Origin of the sequence: Pseudidiomarina aestuarii (assembly GCF_048263735.1) — a bacterium.
GTDB lineage: Bacteria > Pseudomonadota > Gammaproteobacteria > Enterobacterales > Alteromonadaceae > Pseudidiomarina > Pseudidiomarina aestuarii_B.
Window position 1 is genome coordinate 275,917 of record NZ_JBLXDX010000001.1, and the last position, 24,592, is coordinate 300,508.

Below are 24,592 nucleotides of genomic sequence, written 5' to 3' on the forward strand. Positions count from 1 at the left end.
ACCTAAAGATCTTCGAGTTTATGGATTTTCATTTCCTCAACCAGAATATCGCCTTCGGTGATGCCATGGCTATGACAACTAAACATTAGCCCTTTATCGGCAAATTCGCTATTTGCCCGGTACAACAAGGTATCTGCTATAACTTCAGGCTCAAGAGAATGCGCAGCTTTGAGTGTTTCCTGAATCATGCTCGCTGCAAGATAGCCTTGAATGGCCCAGTTATCCGGCTCGGTACCATATGTCTGTTGATAGCTTTCTGCGAAATTCTGAAATTTTACATATGCTGTTTCAAAATTCGGACAAGCATAACGTTCGGGTAGGCAGTTAACGTCGTCTTCTGCACAGACTTTCTCGGGGGCAGCGCCCTGCTTCATCGCCTCGTACGCACGACGGTATTCGTCCACATTATGCGTTACTAGTGCATAGATATCGTCATAGCCTGTGCAATTAGTCGTTGTTTTACATTGGTTTTCTAGATCGATTAACGGGTGACCACCAAAAATTGGCAGTTTTATACCTAAATCTCTGGCTTGCGCAATAGCCACTCCGACTTCAGGCATAAAGCCCGCGATAAAGATAACATCGACCTCGCCAGATTTGATCTTGCTAATTCGTTTCTGCATCTGCTCAAACTTAACCAGCATCCCATCGGCATCTAAGTCGATCACTCTTCTGGTGACATGAAGCTCATCAACCAACCTGGCTGACACTGACGCAGTGTCTTCGTCTTTGATTGACTTGATCTTATCAATCCACATTTGCAAGTCAGTATTCAGTTGATCAAGTTCTACATATTGCTCCTTTTTCTCAAGCAAAATTAACTCTTTTTGATTCTTGAGAAACAGGGATTCCAGGTAAGTTGTTGACCGACTTTGTTTGAGATCCTCCTGCAGATACTGTTGCAGTTTTGCTCTTGGCATAGAATCAAAAAACTTGTTCTCCCCATTTTTCAGTTTTTGTTCAGCGGTTAGAAACTGAATGATACTGGCATCGTCTCCCCTTGCGGACAACCTGGCTATTTCAAGCATTCGCTCAGCTTGCTGCAATTTAGCTTGCAGTAAGGCAATCTCATCGGTCAGATTAATAGGACTTATTTTACTTCGTAGTGATGACAACATAGGCCCAAAATTAGTATGACCTTCCTCAAAAAACGCCTGAGCCGGAACTCTGAGACCCAAGGCCGTGGCGTGCTCTATAAAATAGTTTGAAAATTCGGTGCCATATAAATCTCGCTCATAGACCACATAAGCATTAATGTAACCTTCGTCATGAATATGTTTTGCCAGTATTTTCGCATTCGTATCGTCGTTTGCTGCATTCCGAAAAATGTAGTTGAAGTCGTAATCAGTCAACTTCACATTCGTGGAACCTGAAGACAGCATCATCACCCCTTCAAATTCGAATACTGGAGCAGCAGGAAGGGCAGCATCTGAACGGTAGTAGCCTATGGCCGCCAACAGACTTGGATTCCGAGCTATAGTCTTCGCCTGCTTCACCGCAGCATCTCTCTGAATAGGTTCAGCATAGCTTGTCAGTTTCAGAGTTTTTGTTGTGCACGCCGCGTTGTTCGCCTGCTCCGATTCCTCCTGTTCCATGTTTCGACAAAGCCCCAAACTTTCAGAGTTGATAACATCGACAACCAATCGAACCGCCTTTACATACCCGACCTTGTCTTCGCCTTCAGGCCAAACTACTGCCACATCAAGCTGTTCACTTTGCACCAAATGCCTTTCCCTGATCTCAATAGCGGATACAGGTTGTGACTCCAGATAAAACCGGTAGGCCACAAATACTAGGTAGCCAATCAGCACGGCATAAAACAGACGCCACTTCATCTAAACTCTCCCACGACAGGATCAAGAATGATACGCGACTGCTTTATCATGGCTGATTCGCCTTTAGAGTGGAATCATTTCCCTGAGAACCTTCAGACGACTCGTCAGCAGCTTGCTCCGACGGTTTCCGGAAACTTTCATTTTCAGCATTGAGAATAATAGGTAGTGAGTTTCTGTCTGGTCCTATTAAAATAACTTTGGAGTTATCTGACTTGGCAATATCTTTGGTTGCTTCAATCCCTTTCCACAACAAGACGTCACTACTCAAACTTGAATTGACTATCGTGTTGTAGCGGCTGATACCCTCAGCTTCTACTCTTTTACGCTCGGCCTCTTTCTCTTCTCGGTCAATTCTGAAATCGTAGGCAAATACTAATTGTTGTTGCGATAGTTTCTCTTGAATGGCCTGATCAACTTGCTCCGGCAACTCGATATCTGTGATCATCACTTCGTCCACAGTAACGAATTTTCTTGCGACTCGACCAATTGCCTCGTTGACAGCTTCTTGGAAGGTCGACTTGGTAGCAAGCGTAGCGTAGATATTGGTAAGATCATCATCAACCGCATAAGAGCGCACTGTCGCCTCTATTTCTGGCAATACAACAATTTCAAAGTAATCCTGACCAACAAATTTATGTAACACCCCAACCATATCGCGGTCTGGGTGAAAACGTATGGCCATTTTGATCGTGAGTTTTAAACCTTCTTTGGTGAGCACATCTAAACTATGCAATTCATTTTGTACCCGTAAATTGTAGATCGCCATGATGTCCCAAGGGTAAATTAAATGAAGCCCCTCACCATAAATTTCATCGACCACAGTACCACCGGCAAATCGCTTATAGAGCACTCCGCCTTCACCTGCTTGAATAGTAATAAAAATACGGTTCCACAATAAGACTAATAAAAATAGCAGTATGAAACAGGTGATAATAATATTCGGTAAATATTCGTCTATTTTCGCGCTGACACGGTTGAAAAAGCCTTTTATCTTGAGTCTCATTCGTGGTCCTGCCTTGTTATGCTGGCAATCTTTCCATATTCAAGCTTGATTAATGTATCTGCCATATCAAAGTATCTGTCATCATGACTGACCAGAATAATCGTCTTATTTTGTTTTTTCAGTTCAGGCAGTATCACACGGTAATACTCCTCCCTGAATTCAGGATCTTGATCTGCAGCTACTTCATCGAACACCATGATCGGTTTATCTTCGAGCAGGGATACGATCAAAGCAATGCGTTTACGTTGTCCTGTTGATAAATCTAGGTTGCTAAATCGTCCATCTTTAAAGTAGGTCTTGTCTTCAATTTTCATTCGCTCAATCAAATCATTAATGCTTTTCTCGTCGTAACTTTTCAAACCATACAACTTTTCAAACAAGTGAAAATCAGTTAATACGATGGAAAACAGGTTCCGGAAATCATCATAGCTGTCGTTCTGCAGTACACGATCATCAATATGAATAGAGCCCGAGGACGCGGAATACAAACCGCAAATATTCTTCAGCAACGTGGTTTTCCCACTGCCATTACCGCCGACCAAAAAGATAATTTCACCTCGTTTTAGAGTCAGGTCAACAGGTCCTATACTGAACATCTTATTTTTAGTTTCATCGAGATAGTTGTAGGTCAAATCACTTAAGCGGATACTAGAGAAATCATTAAAGTGGCCAGGTCGGTTCAGCTGTTCACACTCCATTGCTTGATTTATTCTGCTCTCCATTTTGTCCAGATTACCCAAAGCGATATCGGCTTTCATCACTAATGGCATTGCCTCCACTAGCAAACCTATAGCACCAGACATAAACAACACCACAGCAGTGATAGACATCAGCACACTAGGTTCTGCTTCATCTAATTGAGGTAATAAAAATACGACGCAAGCCATTAGGACGTAAAACAAACATTGAATAAAGGTGGTATTGGTCACCACCTTTTTTTCTGAACGCAATTTGAGTGCAACTGACTCATGAAGATTAGCAGTGAACTCGTTGAGATAAATATCGTTACTTCTTTCTCTTGAGATTTTTAACTCTTTAAACCCATCGAGAAAGTGATTCAAAGCATTATAAAATTCGGCATCTTTAGCCTGATATTCATGGTAAAGCTCGACCACCTGACGTTGTGCTTTTTTGTAGGTAAAAATGCCTATCGTCAGGACCACCGCACACATCCAAAATGCAATGGTCGACAACCAAGCGATATAGCCAAAACAAAAGATTAGCATCACACCAGCAGTGCTGACATGGACTAAAATACGAGAGGATTCATAGATAATTTGAGAGTTATCAAGCAAGTTACTGATGACGCTCATCTTGCCAATTTTTTCATACTGGCTCAGAGAGCTTTTTCTTAGTTTATCTATGATCGCGAGATGTCGCTCTGAAATTGCAGACTGCACACTGGCCTGAGTGTTGTATTCAGAAAAACGCCTTGCATACATAAATCCTGAAATACATAGGGCAAAAAACAGTAAGTTTACGAAGTTGATTTCATTAAAATCTTTTGCGACATCATTAATCACCAGCATCACCATACCGTTTGTGATGCCCGCGAAAATGACAGCTGCAAGAACTTTATTTCTTTTACTGCCCAGTTTATCCAGGATAAAACTAATCAGATTAAACTTCATGTTTGTATGATATCCCTACATCTCTTTAATCCATAGTCGATACTTCAATATTAGAAGCGCACTCTGACACTTATACTGTTGCTTTTATCTGTTCCCTCAACACCGACCCAGGGTGTGTTGTCCTTCTCGAAACTATAGTTATAGAGCAACGCCATATTAGCGCTGATCTGATACTGAAGACCCAGGGTAAAGCCCAACTTAGATTTATTGCTATTACCGATGATGCAATACTCTGAACCAAATGCTGGCGGTTCGACGCACATGGGATTAACTGTGTTACCAGCGGTCATTGAAGGTCCAGGTTCAGGCAACGACTCCAAGCTATGCAACCAAGTGAAACTCTGGTTTATGCTGATGGTTTTCGTGATATGCCAAGACAACTGCTCTACAAAGTAAGCTACCGAATAATCTAGTGAACCGATACCAACAGCATCTTGGTTGATAAATTCGTCATGCTGTTCTCCCACCGCCAGCATCGAACTTAAGTTCACTCGATCAGTGGCAATGATGTGCATACCGGCACCTGCATACAGAACTTGCTGGCGATCTAAGGATCGACTGGTGTCTTGCTCGATAATATAACCACCTTGGGCAAACCAAGTCTCGTTAAAATCGTAACGACCACCGTAGTTGAAGGCATAATGTTTTTTATCTAGAGCTTGAATACCCGACTGCTTGACGTCATCTTTTTCATAAATCAGTGTCAGGAAGTTAGTCCAGGCATTGACGCGGGAAAAGTAGTCCACTTCGATATGAAATTCTTCACCTTCAATGTTACCGCTCATTTCTGCCAAATCAGCCGTTACTTGCAATGCATGCTGCCACTGATCATTTGGCCCTTGTTCATAAGCGCTGTCATACCACCATTTACCCGCAGGTTGAGTAGGCTTTGGTGCTGAGTCTGTTTGGTGTTGAGTTGCTCCAGAACGATTCTTATTAGAATCGGTAGCCTGACAGGAGGTGCTTTGCGGCTCTTTGCGACACAATTCCACCGCCATTAACTGGCGGTATAACTCTGGGTTTGCTGATTTCAGATAATCGATATCGATCGTCTGAGCTAGTAAAGATGAGCTAAAAACTGCACTGCTCGTTAGTATTACAGCATATAAAAAATGTAGTTTTGCCATATCGTGTGCCCACAATGCAGAATGATGCGATTAACAATGAACGCAACAGAGTAATCAGATGCGGGACGCACTAGCAACTGGTTCCATTGACTCATTCGGTATAAACCAAACAAAGCTTGTGGCCAACATTCACTGATCCACAAAGCTTTGTTTGATTGCAAAGCGAGGCTTAAAAGCTACTTTTCAGCTTTTTTAGCCTCAGCAGTGACTTTTCTACCGACATCAAACTGTTCTTTAAAGTACGCTTTTACTTTTGCTGGATCTAAATCCAGAAAAGTACCACCCGACGCAAAATGCTGATTAAAAACTCGGCCGATAGCATAAGTTGTTGCACCACCGAGAATCGACATAGTAACAGCGCCAGTAGTTTGGCCAATCAACGGAATTGCTTTGATAAAACTAGCCACAGGTTGCGCAATGGCCACAGGTAAGAAGCCGCTAACCAAGGAACCAATGATGGCCTTGCCGCGTTCTTCCGAGAATTCCACCTCATAAGTCTTAGACAGCTGGTTCAGCATCTTTAATTGAATCGCTGTTAAACCAATAAAGTCGACCCAAGGAATAGGAATTAAACCTACACCGGCTGCCGCATAACTGTGTTTGCGGATGAGCTCTTCGGCTTGTACTGATTTATCTACGTTCGAATTATCAGCTTGTGTTTTTTCATCAGCCTCAGTTTCGGCTTGACCCGAGGTACCGCTCGCATTTGATGTGGATGTTTTTGCAGTTGCCATCTTGATTTTCCTTGTAGTCGTACGCTAGTACACTGAATCGAAAAAATGGTTCTATTAACTTTGTTGCTAAGGTAATCTCTTAGGTGTCTAAAAAATAAACTATTTTTTATTTTTTGTAAACTTTTGAGATCGGTTTGCGCCATGCGTCATATTTATTTGTTAGTTTTATATTTAAATACTGGTCAATAACTACAATCTGTTCATAAAAATTGCGAATAATAAGAAATATCTTTCTATCTCTACTTTGTGCCACAAACAAAAAATGTTAGCTTTTGTGATAGTGAGAATAAACTTAATAATCATCAAAATAAAAGTTAGCATTTAGCTAAACAAATATTATAAAAAAAGCTTTTTTATCCCTGACAACCATGGCATGGGTCATTTGATCTAGTTCGATTAACGGGAAGACATCACATGGCTTTGACCAGTAGTAATGAGGAATTGCTTTTTCAATGGTTTGTGAATCCCATTGAACAGCGAAATAATGCGTCACTCGTTTTTGAGATTTCCGGTCCACTTAATGTAGAGCAGTTTTTACAAGCCTGCTACCGCTATCTTCAACAAAATATTAATGACCGTCTTAGTATCGACTACGCTTATCGCACTGAACAGTCCGAAATCACAGCAGAAAGCTACGTTCAGTTGCTTGCTTTCGACGACCACAATTCTTGTATTTACGATTTCATCAAACAATTGGTAAACCGCCCTTATGATCTGTCTTCAGCTGCTCAACCTCATTTGTTTCTGATTGAACATTCTGCTTCCCGTTACTATTTTGTAATCAATACCTTTCATCTGGAAATCAATAACGGCCTGGCCGAACAGTTGATACGACAGATATGGAGTTACAGTACAGATGAAGAGTATGTAGTCAATTTAGAGCAGCCTGCGGAGTCTTTACCTGCAGAGGTCTACAATGATAGCCATCAAGTTGAGTCCGCTCGCTCCTACTGGCGTGAGCAGCTCAGCGGTATGGATCTCTTTACACCGCTGCCGGTCAAAAAAGTCGCCACTGCACGTTACCATTCACATACGTTTTTATGGGATTCTGAGCGTGTCACCCTAGCCAATAACATAGCCGAACAACTGCAACTGGATAGTTATCAATTGCTGGCAGCCGCCTACTCCACCAGTCTGGCTCTATTAATTGGACAGTCCAAGCTGGTGTTGTCGGCACGCAAGCTAAACCTTGGTGATGGTCCATCACATTTAAGTGCTTTGCCCTTGTGCTGTGACATGCGCATTGGCTCAATCTCGCAGTTGGTCCAATCGTTAGGTAGTCAATACCGCAACGCCCAACAGCACAGCGCTTTAAGCTTTTACGACATTATTCACGATCAACAGCAGTTAACCGGCACCAACCGGTGTTTAAATCTTGATTTTGCTGAGGCGCCATTGCTGGAAGTAGCGTTAAGTGCTGACGACCTAGACATCACTCCGTTACCCATGCCTTGGAATACAGCGGATGACTATGATGTCTCATTGCAGTTTGACCGTAACGATAATCAAGAATGGTTGTTCAGATTAACCTTTAACAATCAGCATTTGTCAGATGCAGAGGCACTCTGGCTACAACAAAATATGGCTCGTTATCTGGATGCTTTGCAACTTCAACTGCAAGACAGTGTTCCAGCTACTTCACTCTGCATCCATCAGATGTTTCAGCACACCGCCTCCTTATATCCTGACACAACTGCTTTGGTCGACGGCGATAAACTAATAAGTTATCAACAGCTTGACGAAATTACTGATCAATTGGCGAAGCTGATTCGTCAGCATTATTTCACTACCTACAAACGCTCCATGCCGCAGGAAACGCCTGTGGCTATTATGCTCGAGCGGAGCTGGTATGGAGTTGTTGCGATGCTTGCCATACTGAAAAGTAGTGGCTGTTATGTCCCCGTAGATCCCGACTTCCCAGAGCCACGGATTGACTACATACTCAAGGATTGCCAAGCCCCCATACTGATCAGTCAATACAGCGTGCAGCATAAGTGCCCAGCCAGCGCAGCGAGTTTGTTGTGCATTGAGGACTTGTTGCAGCAAACACCAACCCATCAAGATGAAGTAGACGCTCCGCCGCAATCAGCAACGAGCTTGGCTTATATTCTTTATACCTCTGGCACGACAGGGGAGCCTAAAGGGGTAATGATTGAGCATCGTAGTGCGCTAAATACCATCCATGCCCTAAAACACCTCTATGGCGTACCTGGTTATCGAATTGCAGCTTTTACCAACTTTGTATTTGACGTTTCAGTGTCCGAAATCTTTGCGACTTTACTTTACGGTAACGAATTGCATTTGCTGCAAAACGATATCCGACAAGATGCCCACAACTTGTCTCTCTATTTGAACCAAAATCGAATCAACCTGGTTTACTTGCCCCCTGCTATATTGGCGATAGTTCCCAGAATCAACTATCCGGCATTACATTGCATTATTTTCGCGGGCGAACCTTGTGATCAAACAGTCGGCAGTTATTTCGCCGAACGCTTTGCCTTGTACAACTACTATGGGCCAACTGAAGCCAGCATTTATGTTACCGGCAAACGAGTGGACTCCGCAGATGTCAACGATATTGGCTATGCGTTACCCAATATGCGCTCCTATGTTCTCGATGACGCAATGCAAGCTGTTTCGGACGAAGAGATCGGAGAATTATATGTATCTGGCATAGGCCTAGCCCGTGGTTATTTGAACAAAGCAGAGCAAACAGAAGCTTGCTTTATTGCCAATCCCTTTGCTACTGCTGCTGAGCACCAGCAAGGATTTGACCGACTCTATAAGACCGGTGATCTGGTGAAGCATACTGCGCAAGGCAGTCTGAAGTATTTAGGCCGCAATGATTTTCAGGTTAAGATCCATGGCTTTAGGGTGGAGCTTGGTGAGATAGAAGCCGCATTATCCACTATCGAAGAAATTGGTCAGTCTTTAGTGCTGGTTAAAGAACGCAATGAATTAAAGCGTTTGGTCGCCTATTATCAGGCGCTCGCCCCAATTGATGAGAAACGTTTAAAAGCGCAACTGGCTGAACGCTTACCGAGCTACATGCTGCCGCATTATTTTGTCGGTTTGCAGTCTTTCCCGTTAACCACCAACGGCAAAATTGACAGGCAACGTTTGCCCGAATCTGAATGGCTGCAGCAGGTCGGTGCCGTACCAAAAAATCAGCTTGAACAGCTGATTTTAAACTTGTGGCAACAAGTTTTAGGATCAGATCAGTTTGGTGTCACCGATGATTTTTTCCAAGTCGGCGGTGACTCACTGACGGCCATGCGGGTGGCCTTGTTATTACAACAACAGCAACTCGATTGCAGCACTAAATTACTGTATCAGCACAGCACAGTACGAAAACTGGCGTCTCAACTCCTGCCTTTGCATCAACAAAATCAGCAGCTTATCGCGTCAGACAGTACAGAACTGAATGAAATGCAGCGACTGATCCTGAATCATCAGTTCATCACTAGCCCAGTGCTATACAACGAAAACATTACTATCGATTTTCACGGTATGAACTTCATGGAGCAGCAACTAAGTCATGCTTTGATGCGGTTTATCAATCATCATGCTTCGATGCGAATGAAAGTTCTGGAGGACTATCAGAATTTTGCTGTGACTGCATTACTGGAACAAGGCCCAGAGATCCACACCGAGTATTTTTCAAGCGCCGAATTTGACCAAAAATACAAAGCCAGCTTAAAGCACTGGGTCAATTTGCCTTTCCCTTTACTTCGAGGACCTCTATACAGGTTTGTGTTGTATTATCGCGATCACAAGCCGGCGAAGTTGGCCTTTATTCATCATCATCTCATCAGTGATGGTGACGCTATGTATAACCTCTTTGTGCCACAGTTATATGCGTTGCTCAAAGATGGCAATTCCACGTTAGCGCCATACCCGGCAACGATTTCACGCCCTTTACCAAGGTCAGATCTGTCAGCACTGATTCAAGGCATGCAGCGAGTCGATTTATTCAATAGCCGCCCTTCTGTGGACTGTCGGGGCAACTATCTCTGTACCCATTTCAGTGAGGCTCAAACCAAACAATTGGAGATGTTTGCCCGTCAGCATAATGTCAGTCTATATGCTGTGTTGCAGAGCTTGATCGCGGTTCTAGTCTGGAAATTTTCAGGGCAGCAGCAAATGAGTATTGGTGGCGTAAAATCATTGCGTGGACCCGATGCAGAAGCTGTGTACGGCAATTTTCTCGCCAATGACATCAGTAATTGTCAAATCGACGCAACCGGACCTTTTATTGATTTGGTAAAGCAGCGGTTTGCCGATATCCAGCAAGATCTGGACCAAATTATTCCTTACCAACAATTGCTTGAAGCGTTGCGGCATGAGAATACATTAGACGATAAGCTACCCGGCATTTATATGACTTTGGAGCCCAAGTCCAAAGTACAGCTGCTTTGGCAGGTCACGCAAAATGAAACCTTGCCACATAGCGTTAAATATCCCCTCTACTTTGAATTTGACCACCAGCGGCAACTGCTATTGCGACTCGAATATCGCAGCGGAATGTACACCGAAACTCAAGCGCAGCAACTCATCACAGCCTTGCAGTTACTGACAGAACAATGTCTGCAACATTCTGAAATCAAGATCCGCCAATTGCGGGTGATGCCAACACAGCAGATCCATCAGTTGTTGCATCCAACTCAGGTTTTGCAAGACAAGCAGAGCGATCAACAGAACCAAACTCTAGTACAGATGTTTGAGCGTTCTGTGCAACAGTTTCCGGACAACGTCGCCCTTAACTTTGGTACAGAAGCCTGGACTTATCGACAACTCGATAACAAGGCCAATCAACTGGCTCATTTGATCCGACAACGGATTGATGTCGAGGCCGATACGCTCATTGCTTTGTTGCTGCCACGATCGCTCGATACTGTGCTGGCAATATTGGCGGTTTTAAAAGCAGGTGCAGCTTATGTGCCAATAGACATCAGCTACCCCGAAGACAGAGTCAATTTTATTCTGCAAGACACGCAAGCAGCCCTATTATTGACCCATCGAGACTACTCTGAGTTAAGCGGTGAATTTTCTGGCAATACTCTGTTTTTGGATGAAAATATTGGGCAAGAACACAGCACCACCGCACCTGAAGTCAGTATAGATGCGCGTCAACTGGCTTATGTAATTTACACTTCGGGCAGTACGGGTAAGCCCAAAGGAGTGTTATTGGAGCATCATAATGTCTGCCGTTTATTGAACTCTACGGAGGCTAATTACCAGTTTAACCACCAAGATGTCTGGTGTTTGTTTCATTCCTACGTCTTTGATTTCAGTGTATGGGAGATCTGGGGCGCATTTGCTTATGGCGGGCGGCTGTTTGTGCCGACCAAAGAAGAAGCACAAGACACCGAAGCTTTTGTCGCTTTATGCCAGCAGCAACAACTCACGGTGCTGAACCAAACACCTTCTGCTTTTTATAATTTTGGTGACCGAGCTTTGCTGTTGCCCCGCATTAAATCGTTACGTTATGTGATTTTTGGTGGCGAAGCGCTCAACTTGAACCAACTAAGCGCGTGGTTTGATTACTACGGAGACCAACAGCCGCTCTTGGTCAACATGTATGGCATTACAGAAACTACGGTGCATGTTACCTACAAGGCGATCCAACAACGTGACATCAGTGACCAATCGACAATCGGCAAACCACTGAGCGATTTGCAAGTTTATGTACTGGATGAGTATTTAGAGCCTGTACCCATGGGGGTAACCGCTGAACTATATGTTAGTGGTCCAGGCTTAGCACGTGGTTATCTGAACCGACCTGAATTGAACAAAGAGCGCTTTATCCCGAACCCCTATGCACGGCCAGGTCATGAAGTTTTGTATAGAAGCGGTGATTTAGTGTGCCTGACCGTGCAAGGCGAGTTAGACTATATAGGCCGCATGGACAGTCAGGTAAAGATTCGTGGCTATCGCATTGAACTCGGTGAAATTGAGTCTGCTTTATCTGCCTATCCGACGGTCCGCCAATCGTTGGTGCTTACCAAGGATACCCTGAATAGCAAGGTGTTGGTGGCTTATTATTTGGCCGATTCAGTGCTGGACCACAATAAGCTATCGACCGCTTTAGCCAGTCAATTGCCCCCTCATATGGTGCCTGTGCATTTTATCCATGTTACAGAATTCAAGTTAACCGTTAATGGCAAGCTGGACAAAAAAGCTCTACCGCAACCGGATTTCAGCTCACAAAATTACATCGCGCCACAAAATGAACAGGAACAGCAAGCCTGCCTGATTTGGCAAGAGGTATTAGGTGTTGAAAAAGTGGGAATGCAAGATGACTTTTTCCAGATTGGTGGCGACTCCATCAACAGTATTCGGGTAGTAGCCCGACTCAAAGATCTTCGTTTGGATATTTCAGTTCGGGATATTTTTGAGCACCGAACCCTAGCAGCGTTATTCAGAAACGCGGGCAAGTACAGTGCAGATCAAGCCACTTATGAAGCGTTTGAGCTGGTAGAACCCGCGCTACTAAACCAACTGAGTGTCGACCTTGCCTCACTGGAGGATGCCTACCCCGCAACCTGGTTACAACAGGGCATGTTCGTTGAATCTGATAAGAATCAGCAGGTTTATCACAATATCGAAGTGAACCACATCCCTGCTGCTTTTGAGATGCAAACTTTTGTCCAAATTTGGCAGCAGCTCATCCAAAAACATGAGTTGTTGCGAGCTAGCTACCTAAAACAGGATGGCCTGGGTTATCTGACCCTGATCCACACTGTTGTGTCCTGTGAAGATAAAATTGTCTTTTATGACAAGTATGCTGAGGCTTATCAGCAAGAGCTAGCAACGCCGTTGCCGATCGACAATGCAGGTTTATTCCGTTTGGCGATCGTCCGTGAGCCCGATGCTTTTCAATTACTGTTTACCTCCCATCACTCTATTGAAGATGGTTGGAGTGTGGCCTCATTGCTCAGCGAGTTTATTCAAGCTTATATAAATCATCAATCCATTCAAAAAGACCATGACTTACTGTTTGCCCATTATGTAAAGCAAGAGGTGGAAGCACTTAAAGATCAGACGCATAGCCGTTTCTGGCAGGAATACCTAGCGGATTATAGCATGCCCACAGTGCAGTTCACCGAGCGGCAACAAGAGGTCGATAGTCCCTTGCTGCTGGAGTCTACTCTAACTTTAGACGCGGAGCTGAGTCAGGCATTGTCGCAACTCGCTTTCCAACAGTCTGTTTCGGTAGATACCGTCTATTTATCCGCATATCTCTACCTACTCAGTGTATTTTTCAATCAGGATGATGTTACTGTCGGACTGGTCGTCAATAACCGGCTAGAGTTGGAAGGTGGCGACCAGCAATTCGGTCTGCATCTCAATACTATACCGCTTCGCATGCAACTGACGGATAGCGCTAATTTACTGAAAGAGACCCATCAGCAACGGCTGCAACTACTGCGGCACAAAATATATCCCTACGGTAAAATCAAAGCGGATTTAGCGCTGCAGCAAGATATTTATCAGGCAGCTTTTAATTACATCCATTTTTATCAAAAACATGCCACCTTAGAAAAATCCGGCTCTGAACTGTTGGATGTGTTAGCTATTACTAATATTCCGTTGGCACTCGTAGTAAGTCGTCAGGGCGACAGTTTCGACATTGCTTTTCAAGGTCACAGCTCGTTTATCGACCAGTCTTATTTAGAACTGTTGAAAGAGCATTATTTACATTATCTGCAACAACTCGCCAAACAACATCACATCAATCAGCGTTTAACTGTGGCACATCAAAAGCAGGTGCTGGTCGAACACAATCAAACCGACGGTCCAGTTGCTCAGCAGGACTTGGTGCAGTGGTGGTATGAATCAGCAGAGCAACATGCCGCGCGCACTGCCGTATCGGATCCAAACCGTAGCCTCAGCTATCACCAATTAGACATAGAATCCAACCAACTGGCCCACCAGCTGCTGGAAAAGTTACCCGCTGTCACTGCCAGCCAATCAACTCCACTCATTGCAATAATGATGGAGCGCTCTACCGAAATGTTGGTTGCCATACTAGCGGTGTTAAAAGCAGGTGCTGCTTATATCCCAGTCGACCCGGCGTACCCACCGCAACGTATACGTTATATGCTGCAGGACTCGAAAACACAGTTCGTGTTAACTCAACGCCATTTACTTACTGCCAGCAACCCGTTAGCAGAGCTTGATTTAACTGTCCACTGCATTGATGAGCAGCAGTATCTGACAGCAGCAGAGAACAATCCGCCATTACCCGAAAATCAAGACCGCCTAGCAAACGTGATCTACACCTCAGGGACAACAGGCAAACCCAAAGGGGTGATGATTCCACAAGCTGCTGTAGTCAATCTGGCCGGCGCACAACACCACCTGTTAAACATGGTGCCAGAAGATAAAGTGCTGCAATTTGCATCCTTTAGTTTTGATGCTGCCACGTGGGAGATTTTCGCCACCTTGTTACAAGGTAGCACGCTCGTTATTTGCCCGAATTCGTACAAAGAAAATGTTGGCGCTTTATTAAGTCTGCTGGAACAAGAGCAGATCAGTGTCGCCACCTTGCCTCCGGCATTGTTAAATGTCATGAACGCAGCTCTGCTCCCGAAACTGCGACTATTGATCGTTGCCGGTGAAGCCACGCCGTTAGCGACCATGCAACGCTGGTCCAAAGGCCGTCGTCTGATCAACGCTTATGGCCCGACTGAAACGACCGTTTGCACAAGCTTACATAATTACCAGGACGGTGATTTAGCGACCACCATTGGCAAACCACTCGCTAACCTGAAATGTTATGTCCTCGACGCTCAGTTACAACCTGTGCCGTGCGGTGTCCCAGGCGAACTTTATGTCTCTGGTGCCGGTGTAGCGGCTGGATATCTGCATCAAACTGAGTTGAGCAACCAGCGTTTTATTGCCAATCCCTATGGCAAAGATCTGGGCTCGACGCACCAACGGTTGTATCGCACTGGGGACAGTGTTCGCAGACTTCTCAATGGTGACCTGGATTATCTCGGCCGAGTTGATCATCAGGTTAAAATAAGGGGTAACCGAGTAGAACTTGCTGAAATTGAAGCCGTACTGACCGAATTCCCTGCTGTAAAACAAGCCACAGCTGTGATCCGTGAGCGCGAGGGACAACGCTATATTGCTGCCTATTTTACTTCTCAGTCTTTAGGCCAGTCTGATGATGTATCACTGGTGTCAGACTGGAATAAAATCTACGACAGCGAATACGGTAAAAAGTCAGCTGAAGACTTTAATCCGGCTGATTTCGACGGCTGGAATAGCTCCTTTGACGGGCAACCTATTGACCTTGAAAGCATGCTGGAATGGCGCGACGAAACCATCGAACGTATTTTACACCTCAAGCCCAAACGTATACTGGAAATAGGCAGCGGCGCTGGTTTATTGTTTTATCCGTTGTTGCCGCACTGCGACCATTACTTTGCCACAGACTTTTCAGCTGAGGCCGTCGCCAAATTGAAGTTTGGTGCTACTGTACTCGAGGTCGAACATAAAACTCAGTTCGCCTTATGTGATGCCGCTTCGATACTGCAGACGGTCGGAGACTATCAGCCAGATTTAATTATTATCAACTCTGTCATCCAATATTTCCCGTCTTGTGAGTATCTGTTGGATGTTTGTCAGCAAGCTATGACCCTATTAAACGGGCAGGGTCAGCTATTTATCGGTGATATCAGAGATGCTCGCTTGCTGGATATTATGCATTACGATATCCAAAAGTACCTGCAACCTGAAGCGCCTTTCAAGACCTTGGTGGATGCAACCAAACAAGCCAGAGCGCAGGACAAAGAACTGTTAGTATGCCCCGACTTTTTCCTGAGCTTTGCTCAAAAATTTAAAGAGAATAATGGCTGGGGTAAGACTCACTTGCCTATCGATCTGCTGATCAAGGCCGGCCGCTACAGCAATGAAATGCTGAATTACCGCTATGACGTGATTTTGGATTGCAGTGCGTGCTCTGAGCCACAAGCACTGGCTAAAGTCGAAACCGAGTTTCACTTTTCTGCCGACGTTGCTGTTGAGCAATGCTGCCAACAAAACTTAACCAGTTTTGTGATCCGCAACTACCCGAATAGCCGTGTTTATCAAAACTATATCGAATTTCATAATTTACCCAGCAAACTGGCTGCTAACCAACTGCTAAGTTACCAGCAATTGGTTGATCTTGCGAACACCTATGGCTACCACTTCAAAGCCAGTGTTCAACCTGACGATCCGGCCTTATTAACGCTGATCTTCTATCGCATTGATCAAGCAAGGTCAGCGCCATTAAACGCACAACCCGTCAGCTCGCAATTGATTAGTGCTCGGCCAAGACCACTGGCATATGCAGTGCGCGAACCATTAATACCGCTAGACACCAAGGAACTACGCGCTTACTTAGAACAAAAATTACCGGCTTTTATGCTGCCTAATATGCTGGTGCAGTTAGAGGCGTTGCCACTCACCCCGAATGGCAAGCTGGATCGCAACGCCTTACCAGAGCCTGAACAGGACCAACGTAATTATGTCGCACCAAGAAATGAGCTAGAACAGGCCTTATGCCTGATTTGGCAAGATATTCTGGGCATAACTCGAGTGGGCGTGCAGGACGACTTCTTCCAACTGGGCGGCAACTCCATATTAGCCATTTCACTAAGCCACAGAATATCGACAGTGCTACAACGTGAAGTGAGTTTGGCCAGCTTGTTCAGACATAAAACCATAGCCCAGCTCACTGAGCATGGCCTAAGTAAACAAGCCGTTCTCATCGAGCCAGCTACTGAAGCAAAAAAACCGCTGTCTTTTGCACAAAATAGGCTGTGGTTTTTGCAGCAGTATGAACAAGACTCTAGTGCCTATCATATTCCACTCTTGCTCAAATTAAAGGGCAGTGACGCTGCATGGTTACCCACTGCACTACACGCCATACTGGAGCGCCATCAGGTGTTACGTAGTGTTTATCAACAGTTGGATGACACGACAGAGTTACTGCTCAAGAACGCAAGTGATCTTAGCATCGAGCAACATCATTGCGCTTCCTTACAGTTTGATCAGCTTCTGCAGGAACAAATCAATAGACCGTTTGATTTGACCCAACAGTTGCCTATCCGCGCCAGCCTAATTGATACAGAACAGGACCATTACCTATTACTGGTTATCCACCATATTGCTTTTGATGGTTGGAGTGTGGATTTGCTACTCAATGAATTGACTAGGTACCAGCAACATTATGTGTCGGAACAGCCATTGCAATTACCTGAACTGCCGGTGCAATACACCGACTTTGCCATCTGGCAACGCCAATTCTTAGCGAAAAATGAGTTAGAGCGTCAATTGGATTATTGGCAACAAAAACTGCAAGGGTTTGAGCCGCTACAATTGCCTGAGTCAAACTCACGGCCAAAAGCTTTTGATTATAAAGGTCAGAACTTACAGCTAACGCTTACCAATGATTTGAGCCTGCAGTTGAGAAAGCTGGCCAGACAACAACAAATTACATTAAACAGCCTGCTGTTAGCTGCCTTTAATCTATTGCTGTCTAAGTACTGCAATCAACATGACATCGTCGTCGGTTGCCCCGCTGCCAACCGGCATTATCAAGGTACAGAAGCCCTGATGGGCTTTTTCGTGAACGCCTTGGCAGTGCGCAACCGCATCAATCCAGAACAGCCTTTCCATGCTTTTGCTATGGCTGTGCATCAAGGGCTAGTCGCGGCTCAGGGCCATCAAGATGTGCCTTTTGAGCTGATAGTCGACAGAATGCAGGTTGAAAGAGATAGTAGTCGACACCCTATTTTTCAGGTGATGTTTTCAGTCCAGGGTTTTGGTCAAACTCAACAGCAATGGTGTGAGCTGCAAAGCGTGGATCAGCTCTATCCGGTGGCTAAACATGATTTAACCTGTTTTGTCACTGAACACCAGCATCATCTTACGCTGGATCTAAATTACGCCAGCTCCTTATTTAGTCCTGATTTTATCGCTCAACTGGCGGAATCTTTCCAGAGCATACTGCTACAAGTGTTGCAGCAGCCGGATGCGCAGCTGAGCAGTTTTGAGGTCATCAGTGAGACCCAACGACAGTGGCTGCTGTATGAGAACAATCAACATCAGCAAGAGCTAGAATTCAACCATTTAGCGGATTACTGGCGTCATTCAGTGGACACGCACAACACGGCCGCAGCCATAAGTTGCAAAGGTGAAAAGCTTAGTTATAAACGCTTGGATCAACTATCAGATCAATTAGCTGAATATATCCAACAGCAGCAATATTTGTCGGAGCGACCTGTAATAGCTCTGGTGCTCGACCGTTCCATTGAATTATTCATTTCATTGCTAGCCAGTATAAAACTCGGCGCAGCCTATCTACCCATTGACAGCAGTGTTCCTGAAGACCGCATTGCATTTATGCTGGAAGATAGTCAGGCCGATTTGGTCATCAGTAGCCAAGCCCTGCGGAATCTCATTCCGCATCACCTACCGGTATTAGATATAGCCCAGTTAGAGCTATCAAGCGGAACTGCTAAACCTCTTGTGCTTAAGCAATCGCCGCAAGATCCGGCTTACATTATTTACACGTCCGGCACTACGGGCTTACCTAAAGGCGTTTTGATTTCACAACGTTCGGTAGCCAATTACATTAGCAATGTAGCCAACAGCAGTTTGACCAAAGGTTCTGTTGTCGATTTTTCGTCCAGCATGGCATTTGACCTGAGCGTGACAACCACCCTAGCGCCTTTGATGCTCGGCTGCGAGATTGCGATTTACACGGACACCCTCAAAGACCTAGATGCGTTCCGCAAGCATTTACTTTCAGAACGAATCACTTTTGCCAAAATGGTACCTAGTCTGGCAGAACAAGTGTTTTTGGATGAACAGCACATCCACTTAAATTGCTTAATGGTTGGCGGTGAGAAACTTAAACCTCAGCAAAAAGCACTGCTGTTGCAACACTGTGATCAGCTTTTTGACGAATACGGCCCAACAGAAACGACCGTGGGAGCTTGTCTGGCGAATGTGACAGTGGATCAGGGTATTGGTCGCGCCTATGCAAATTACCGACTTTACGTGTTGGATACCGAGCAAAGACCTGTACCCGTGGGAGTATGGGGAGAGCTCTATATTGCGGGATTTGGCGTGGCTTCAGGCTATTTGAACCGACCAGAGCTAACAGCCGAGCGTTTTCTTGCCAATCCATTTGACTCGAACCCTGAATATCAACGTTTTTATCGCACCGGCGACACCGTGCGCTGGTTGCCAAGTGGTGAATTGGAGTATTTGGCACGCAATGATAATCAGGTGAAGCTAAGAGGTTATCGTATCGAGTGTGGTGAAGTCGAAGCCGCAGTCGAGCAACTGGAACAGGTTCAGCAGGCTGTTGTGATGTTGAAGCAGGTTGGTCAACAACAGGCGCTGGTGGCTTATTATGTTGCTGCCGAAAAGCTCGAGGAAGATCTTCTGCGGGATACAGTCGCTGGGTTCTTACCCGATTATATGCAACCTGCTTATTATCAGTGGATACCTGCCCTACCCCTAACCAATAACGGCAAGCTGGATCATAAACAGTTGCCCGATCCTGAGATCCAACAACAGCAATTCGAGCAGGCCGAAGATCCTCTGGAGCTGCAATTACTCAATATCTGGCAACCACTGCTTGCAGTTGAGCAATTGGGTGTCCACGACGACTTCTTCCGCAGCGGTGGCGACTCTATCTTGTCCATTCAATTGGTCTCTCGTTTGCGCAAAGCCGGTCTGAATGTGTCGGTGAAAGATCTGTTTGAACACCGCACGGTGCGCGCATTAGCCAGATTTTTGCAGTCAGTCACAACAAAGCGAGCTGCAGTACAACCCGGTTTGGCGCAAGGTCAGTTTGGTTTGCTACCCATTCAACGGGATTTTTTCAAACAACTTGAGCAGGGCCAAATTCAGCAACCCAATCATTGGAATCAGAGTTTTTTTATTGCCGTCCCCCAGCTTGAACTTCAACAACTGCAGCAGGCCTGGACAGCATTGATTCAGTGTCACGATATTCTGCGTTGTGTTTTTGTTCGTGACCAAGGTCAGTGGCAACATAGCTATAGTGCGCAGCCGGTCACAACAGTGACCGTGATCGACACTCAAAGCATCGATAAAAAACAATTAACCCAGCAATTAAACAAGCTGCAACAAAGTCTGAATATTGAAACGGGTCCTTTGTATGGCCTGGCATATCTGACCGATGCTGAGGACCGCGGTAGGATTTTTGTCTATTGTCACCATTTACTCATTGATGTTGTGTCTTGGCGTATCGTATTAGAAGACTTGTATGCGTTGTATCGTGGCAAACCTGTCGCACCAAGCACCAGCAGCTACCAGCAATGGGTAAGTTATGTAGAATCCTATCCTGCTGTCTTGGCTGACGAACTCAACTACTGGCAAAACATCTCAAAACAACAGGTCGATTACACCGCCCTAGTTACTGCAAAGTCTGACACTGATCAACATCACCAGCGTATTGAATTTTCAGTAGAGCTGACAAAGCAATTACTAAAACAAGCCAACAAGTCCTATGACACTGAGATTAATGACTTACTACTCACCGCCCTTGCCAGAGCTTTGCAGCAACTCTTTGGATTACCGGCTGTCTCTGTCAGCTTGGAAGGGCATGGCCGCCAGCCACAAGACAATCTATTGGATTTAAGCCACAGCATCGGCTGGTTTACCAGCCAATATCCAGTCAATTTACAAGTAGCAGACGAGCCAGCTCTGGCTATTCGCCAGATCAAACAACAACTGCGCCAGGTCCCAAATAAAGGCTTAGGTTTTGGCGCGTTTGCCGAACAACTACAGCTCCATTTACCTGCTATCCAATTTAATTACCTCGGTGTCTTAAACGCGGATGACTCAGACGAATGGGTGATTCAATTGGATGAGCTGTCGTGTGGTGTTGCACCGAGCAATCAGCAATCTTGGTTGCTGGATATCAACGGTGCTGTCGAACACGGCCGGTTATTCTTTGATGTTAGTAGTACTCTATGCACTGCACAGAGCAACCAGTTTATCTCTCTATTTGAACAGCAAATAACGGCTTTAACTGAACATTGTGTGGCGTTACCAGCCGCTGGTTCCAAAGAAAAAACGCCAGCAGATTTTGGCGTGCCGCTGACGCTCGAATACTATGACCAACTGATGAAGCAACATCAACTGGATGCCATTTATTCTGCAACGTCCCTACAAAAAGGCTTCTTGTCTCATGCGTTAATGCATCCAGACGATGATGCCTACCGAGTGCAGTTTGTCATTGATTATCATCAACAGCTTGATGTGACTTTATACCGTCAGGCTTGGCAACTGGCCGTACAACGTTTCCCTGCCCTCAGAACAGCTTTTGACTGGACTGAGTATCCGGTGCAGTTGATTCACAGCTCAGCCCAAGTTGAACTGGTGGAACTGGACTATAGCCAGTCGGATAATGCAGAGCAGCAGGTACAAGAACTGCAACACCAAGATCGCAAACGCGCCTTTGACTTGCGACAGCCCTGCCTATTGCGACTTTATCTGATTAAACTCTCTGAAGATCATTACTGTCTGTTACGCAGTGAACACCATTCCATTTCGGATGGTTGGAGTGGTCCACAACTAATGAAAACTGTACATGGTTTTTATCAGGCACTATTGAGCGGTAATAAACCCTCTGTGATTAATCAGCAAAGCTACTTGCAGGCGCAAAGTTACTACCATTATCACCAGCAAAGTTGCCAAGCGTATTGGCAACAACAACTGGCCGAGATGGCGACAATCAATGATCTATCGCCACTCTTTGACCTGCCCTTCACAAGAAAAGCGGCAGAACAGCATTTAGTCACTGAGGCTGGCGAGGTGTTTTGTCAAACCTCCGTGTCCGCTTTTGCCGGATTGACGCAACAGCACGGCGTAACTTTGAGCACGTTGTTGCAATTTGTCTGGCACAAGTTAATCACGAGTTATACCTTTGCTCCACAAACCGTAGCTGGTACTACGGTCTCCGGACGTGCTTTACCTATCGAAGGGATAGAGGAAAGCGTCGGACTCTATATCAACACCTTACCACTGCTAGTGAACTGGGATAATTCCAATACGGTTCTGCAGCAGTTGCAGCAGATCAGCAAAGCTATTAATTCCATGAACCATTTTTCTTTTGCTGATTTGGCTGACCTACAGCGTGGTCGCGGTTCGTTGTTCCAGTCTATTGTGGTGTTCGAAAACTATCCATCGGCAGAAGAACAACAAGACATTCAATATCAGTATCGTGAAGCGTTCGAGAAAGTGAATTATCCGCTGGTACTGGTGGCGTATCAGCAAGGCGATAGTCTGCATTATGGTCTGAAGTACGACGCAACCCACTTATCGGACCAAGGTGCCAGCCAGCTCTTGTCGCAACTGAATTCATTGCTTACAGAACTACCTGAAGCTTTGCTGAGACCCCATTCAGAGCTGTGCGTCAAGCAAGCAAGCACGGAGTCATGGTGTCTAGAAGGACCCAGTCGAGCTTTACCGGCAACTGATGTCATCCAGTGGTTTGAAAAAACAGTCGATCTCTATCCAGAACACAAGGCAATCTACTTTGAGGGCGACTATCTAAGCTACCGTCAATTACAGCAAATGAGTGATCAATTGGCTGTTAAACTCATTACTCAATTACGACCCGATCCTGATGCCGTGATTGCACTCTGCCTGCACAAATCTGCTGCTATGATTGTTGCGATGTTAGCGGTGATGAAAGCAGGTGCTGCTTACCTGCCAATTGCACCAGATGCTCCTGAGGAGCGCACTGCTTTCATGCTCAGCGATAGCAAGGCGTTATTGGTGCTTACCGATGCAGATACTCAGCAATCGATCAGTGCACTCAGTCCGTGCCCAACGATGATGCTGAATCTGCAAAAAATGCAGGCTGAAGCCGAAGCAACCACAGCAAACAAACCGAGTTGGACCTTACGCAGTAACCAATTGGCTTACTTGATTTACACTTCTGGCACCACAGGACAACCGAAAGCAGTGATGACAGAGCATCAAGGGCTGATAAATATTACTCAGTCTCAGCAATTGTTACTCGCGCATCAGCCCGGCGATAAAGTGTTGCAGTTTTCTAACTATGTATTTGATGCTTCGGTCTTTGAAATCTTCCCTGTCTTAACCAGCGGTGCTTGCCTATACGTACTCCCGCAACCGCTGCAAAATGACGTAACAGGACTCGTGGATTACCTCTGTACGCATCAAATCATCACAGCGTTTATCAGTACTGCGGTCATTAAGCATCTGCATGGACTGGAGCAAACCAAGCTGCAGCAGCTCTATACTGGTGGCGAATCTTTGGATGGCTTACAGCAAATGCCACCCTGTACTTTATGGAATCAATATGGTCCCACTGAAACCAGTGTTTGTGCCACACAAAGCCAAGTGCTGGACGTCGACAACATTGCCATAGGCCGGCCGGTGCAAAATATGCGGGCTTACTTACTCGATCAATGGGGTTTACCCGCAGTACCTGGGGCGATCGCTGAACTTTGTCTCAGTGGTATCGGCTTAGCACGAGGTTATCTGGGTAAAATTGAACTGACTGCAGAAAAATTCAAAAGCAACCCTTACAGTTCTGAGCCCGGTTTTGAACGTTTGTATCACTCGGGCGATTTAGTTCGCCTTGGTACTGACGGTCAGATGTATTACGTGGGTCGCCGTGATCAGCAAGTTAAAATTAGAGGCTATCGGGTTGAATTGGCAGAAATTGAACACGCTATACTGCAACATCCAGCCGTTGAACAGGTGTTAGTGATGCAGCGTCAACAGGACGAGCAGCTGCTCCTCGTGGCGTATTATCTGTCGCGCCAGCAAGCAGACAGCAAAACACTGGAATCTCACCTCAAGCCTTTGCTGCCAGACTACATGCAACCTCAAGCATGGGTTCTATTAGAGAAAATGCCGTTGGCTGCCAGTGGCAAGATTGATCGAAGCGCTTTACCCGATGCTGAATTTGTCACAGGGTCAGTCAAAGCTAGTACAGAAACTGAGCGTAAAATAGCGCAACTTTGGCAACAAAGCCTTGGGGTTCGTGACCCAGGAATAGAGGATGATTTTTATCAACTCGGTGGAGACTCTATTCTGGCGATTAGTCTGAGTCAGCAAATTGGCTCTACTTTTAATTGCCAACTTACCGTCAGCGATTTTATTCGAGCTAAAACCATAGCCGCTATAGCTCAGATCATTGATCAACAGTTGCTGCAGCAAACTAGCTTTGACAGCGGAGAGATTTAAC

6 protein-coding genes are annotated in these 24,592 nt (G+C 45.4%); 1 reads left to right on the forward strand and 5 read right to left on the reverse strand.

Translation table 11 applies throughout. The features are described 5' to 3' along the window. Positions 1–2: 2 nt before the first annotated feature. From ACN0S4_RS01355 to ACN0S4_RS01375, 5 genes are all read right to left on the reverse strand, one after another. Entirely contained in the window at positions 3–1,835 is a 1,833-nt protein-coding gene (locus ACN0S4_RS01355) for an ABC transporter substrate-binding protein (protein ID WP_417655951.1), read from the reverse strand. 46 nt (positions 1,836–1,881) lie between these two features. After that, entirely contained in the window at positions 1,882–2,838 is a 957-nt protein-coding gene (locus ACN0S4_RS01360) for a prohibitin family protein (RefSeq protein WP_417655952.1), read from the reverse strand. After that, complete coding sequence (locus ACN0S4_RS01365) at positions 2,835–4,469, reverse strand: cyclic peptide export ABC transporter (protein WP_417655953.1); 1,635 nt, start codon at positions 4,467–4,469, stop codon at positions 2,835–2,837. Before ACN0S4_RS01365 ends, ACN0S4_RS01360 begins: the two co-directional genes overlap by 4 nt. 50 nt (positions 4,470–4,519) lie before the next feature. Beyond that, positions 4,520–5,596 carry a DUF481 domain-containing protein gene (locus ACN0S4_RS01370; RefSeq protein ID WP_417655954.1) on the reverse strand — a complete coding sequence of 359 codons (1,077 nt, stop codon included), beginning with the start codon at positions 5,594–5,596 and terminating at the stop codon, positions 4,520–4,522. 176 nt (positions 5,597–5,772) lie between these two features. Beyond that, on the reverse strand, positions 5,773–6,330 hold the full coding sequence (locus tag ACN0S4_RS01375; protein ID WP_417655955.1) for a YcjF family protein: 558 nt from the start codon (positions 6,328–6,330) through the stop codon (positions 5,773–5,775). 414 nt (positions 6,331–6,744) lie between these two features. Between ACN0S4_RS01375 and ACN0S4_RS01380 the strand changes: the two genes are divergently transcribed. Further along, positions 6,745–24,591 (forward strand): amino acid adenylation domain-containing protein, encoded by a 17,847-nt coding sequence (locus tag ACN0S4_RS01380; protein WP_417655956.1) that lies wholly within the window; start codon positions 6,745–6,747, stop codon positions 24,589–24,591. The last annotated feature ends 1 nt before the right edge of the window (position 24,592 follow it).

Coding starts and splice junctions, on each gene's coding strand:
- ACN0S4_RS01380 (WP_417655956.1), top strand. CDS start 6,745: ATGGCTTTGACCAGTAGTAATGAGGAATTGCTTTTTCAATGGTTTGTG.
- ACN0S4_RS01355 (WP_417655951.1), bottom strand. CDS start 1,835: ATGAAGTGGCGTCTGTTTTATGCCGTGCTGATTGGCTACCTAGTATTT.
- ACN0S4_RS01375 (WP_417655955.1), bottom strand. CDS start 6,330: ATGGCAACTGCAAAAACATCCACATCAAATGCGAGCGGTACCTCGGGT.
- ACN0S4_RS01360 (WP_417655952.1), bottom strand. CDS start 2,838: ATGAGACTCAAGATAAAAGGCTTTTTCAACCGTGTCAGCGCGAAAATA.
- ACN0S4_RS01370 (WP_417655954.1), bottom strand. CDS start 5,596: ATGGCAAAACTACATTTTTTATATGCTGTAATACTAACGAGCAGTGCA.
- ACN0S4_RS01365 (WP_417655953.1), bottom strand. CDS start 4,469: ATGAAGTTTAATCTGATTAGTTTTATCCTGGATAAACTGGGCAGTAAA.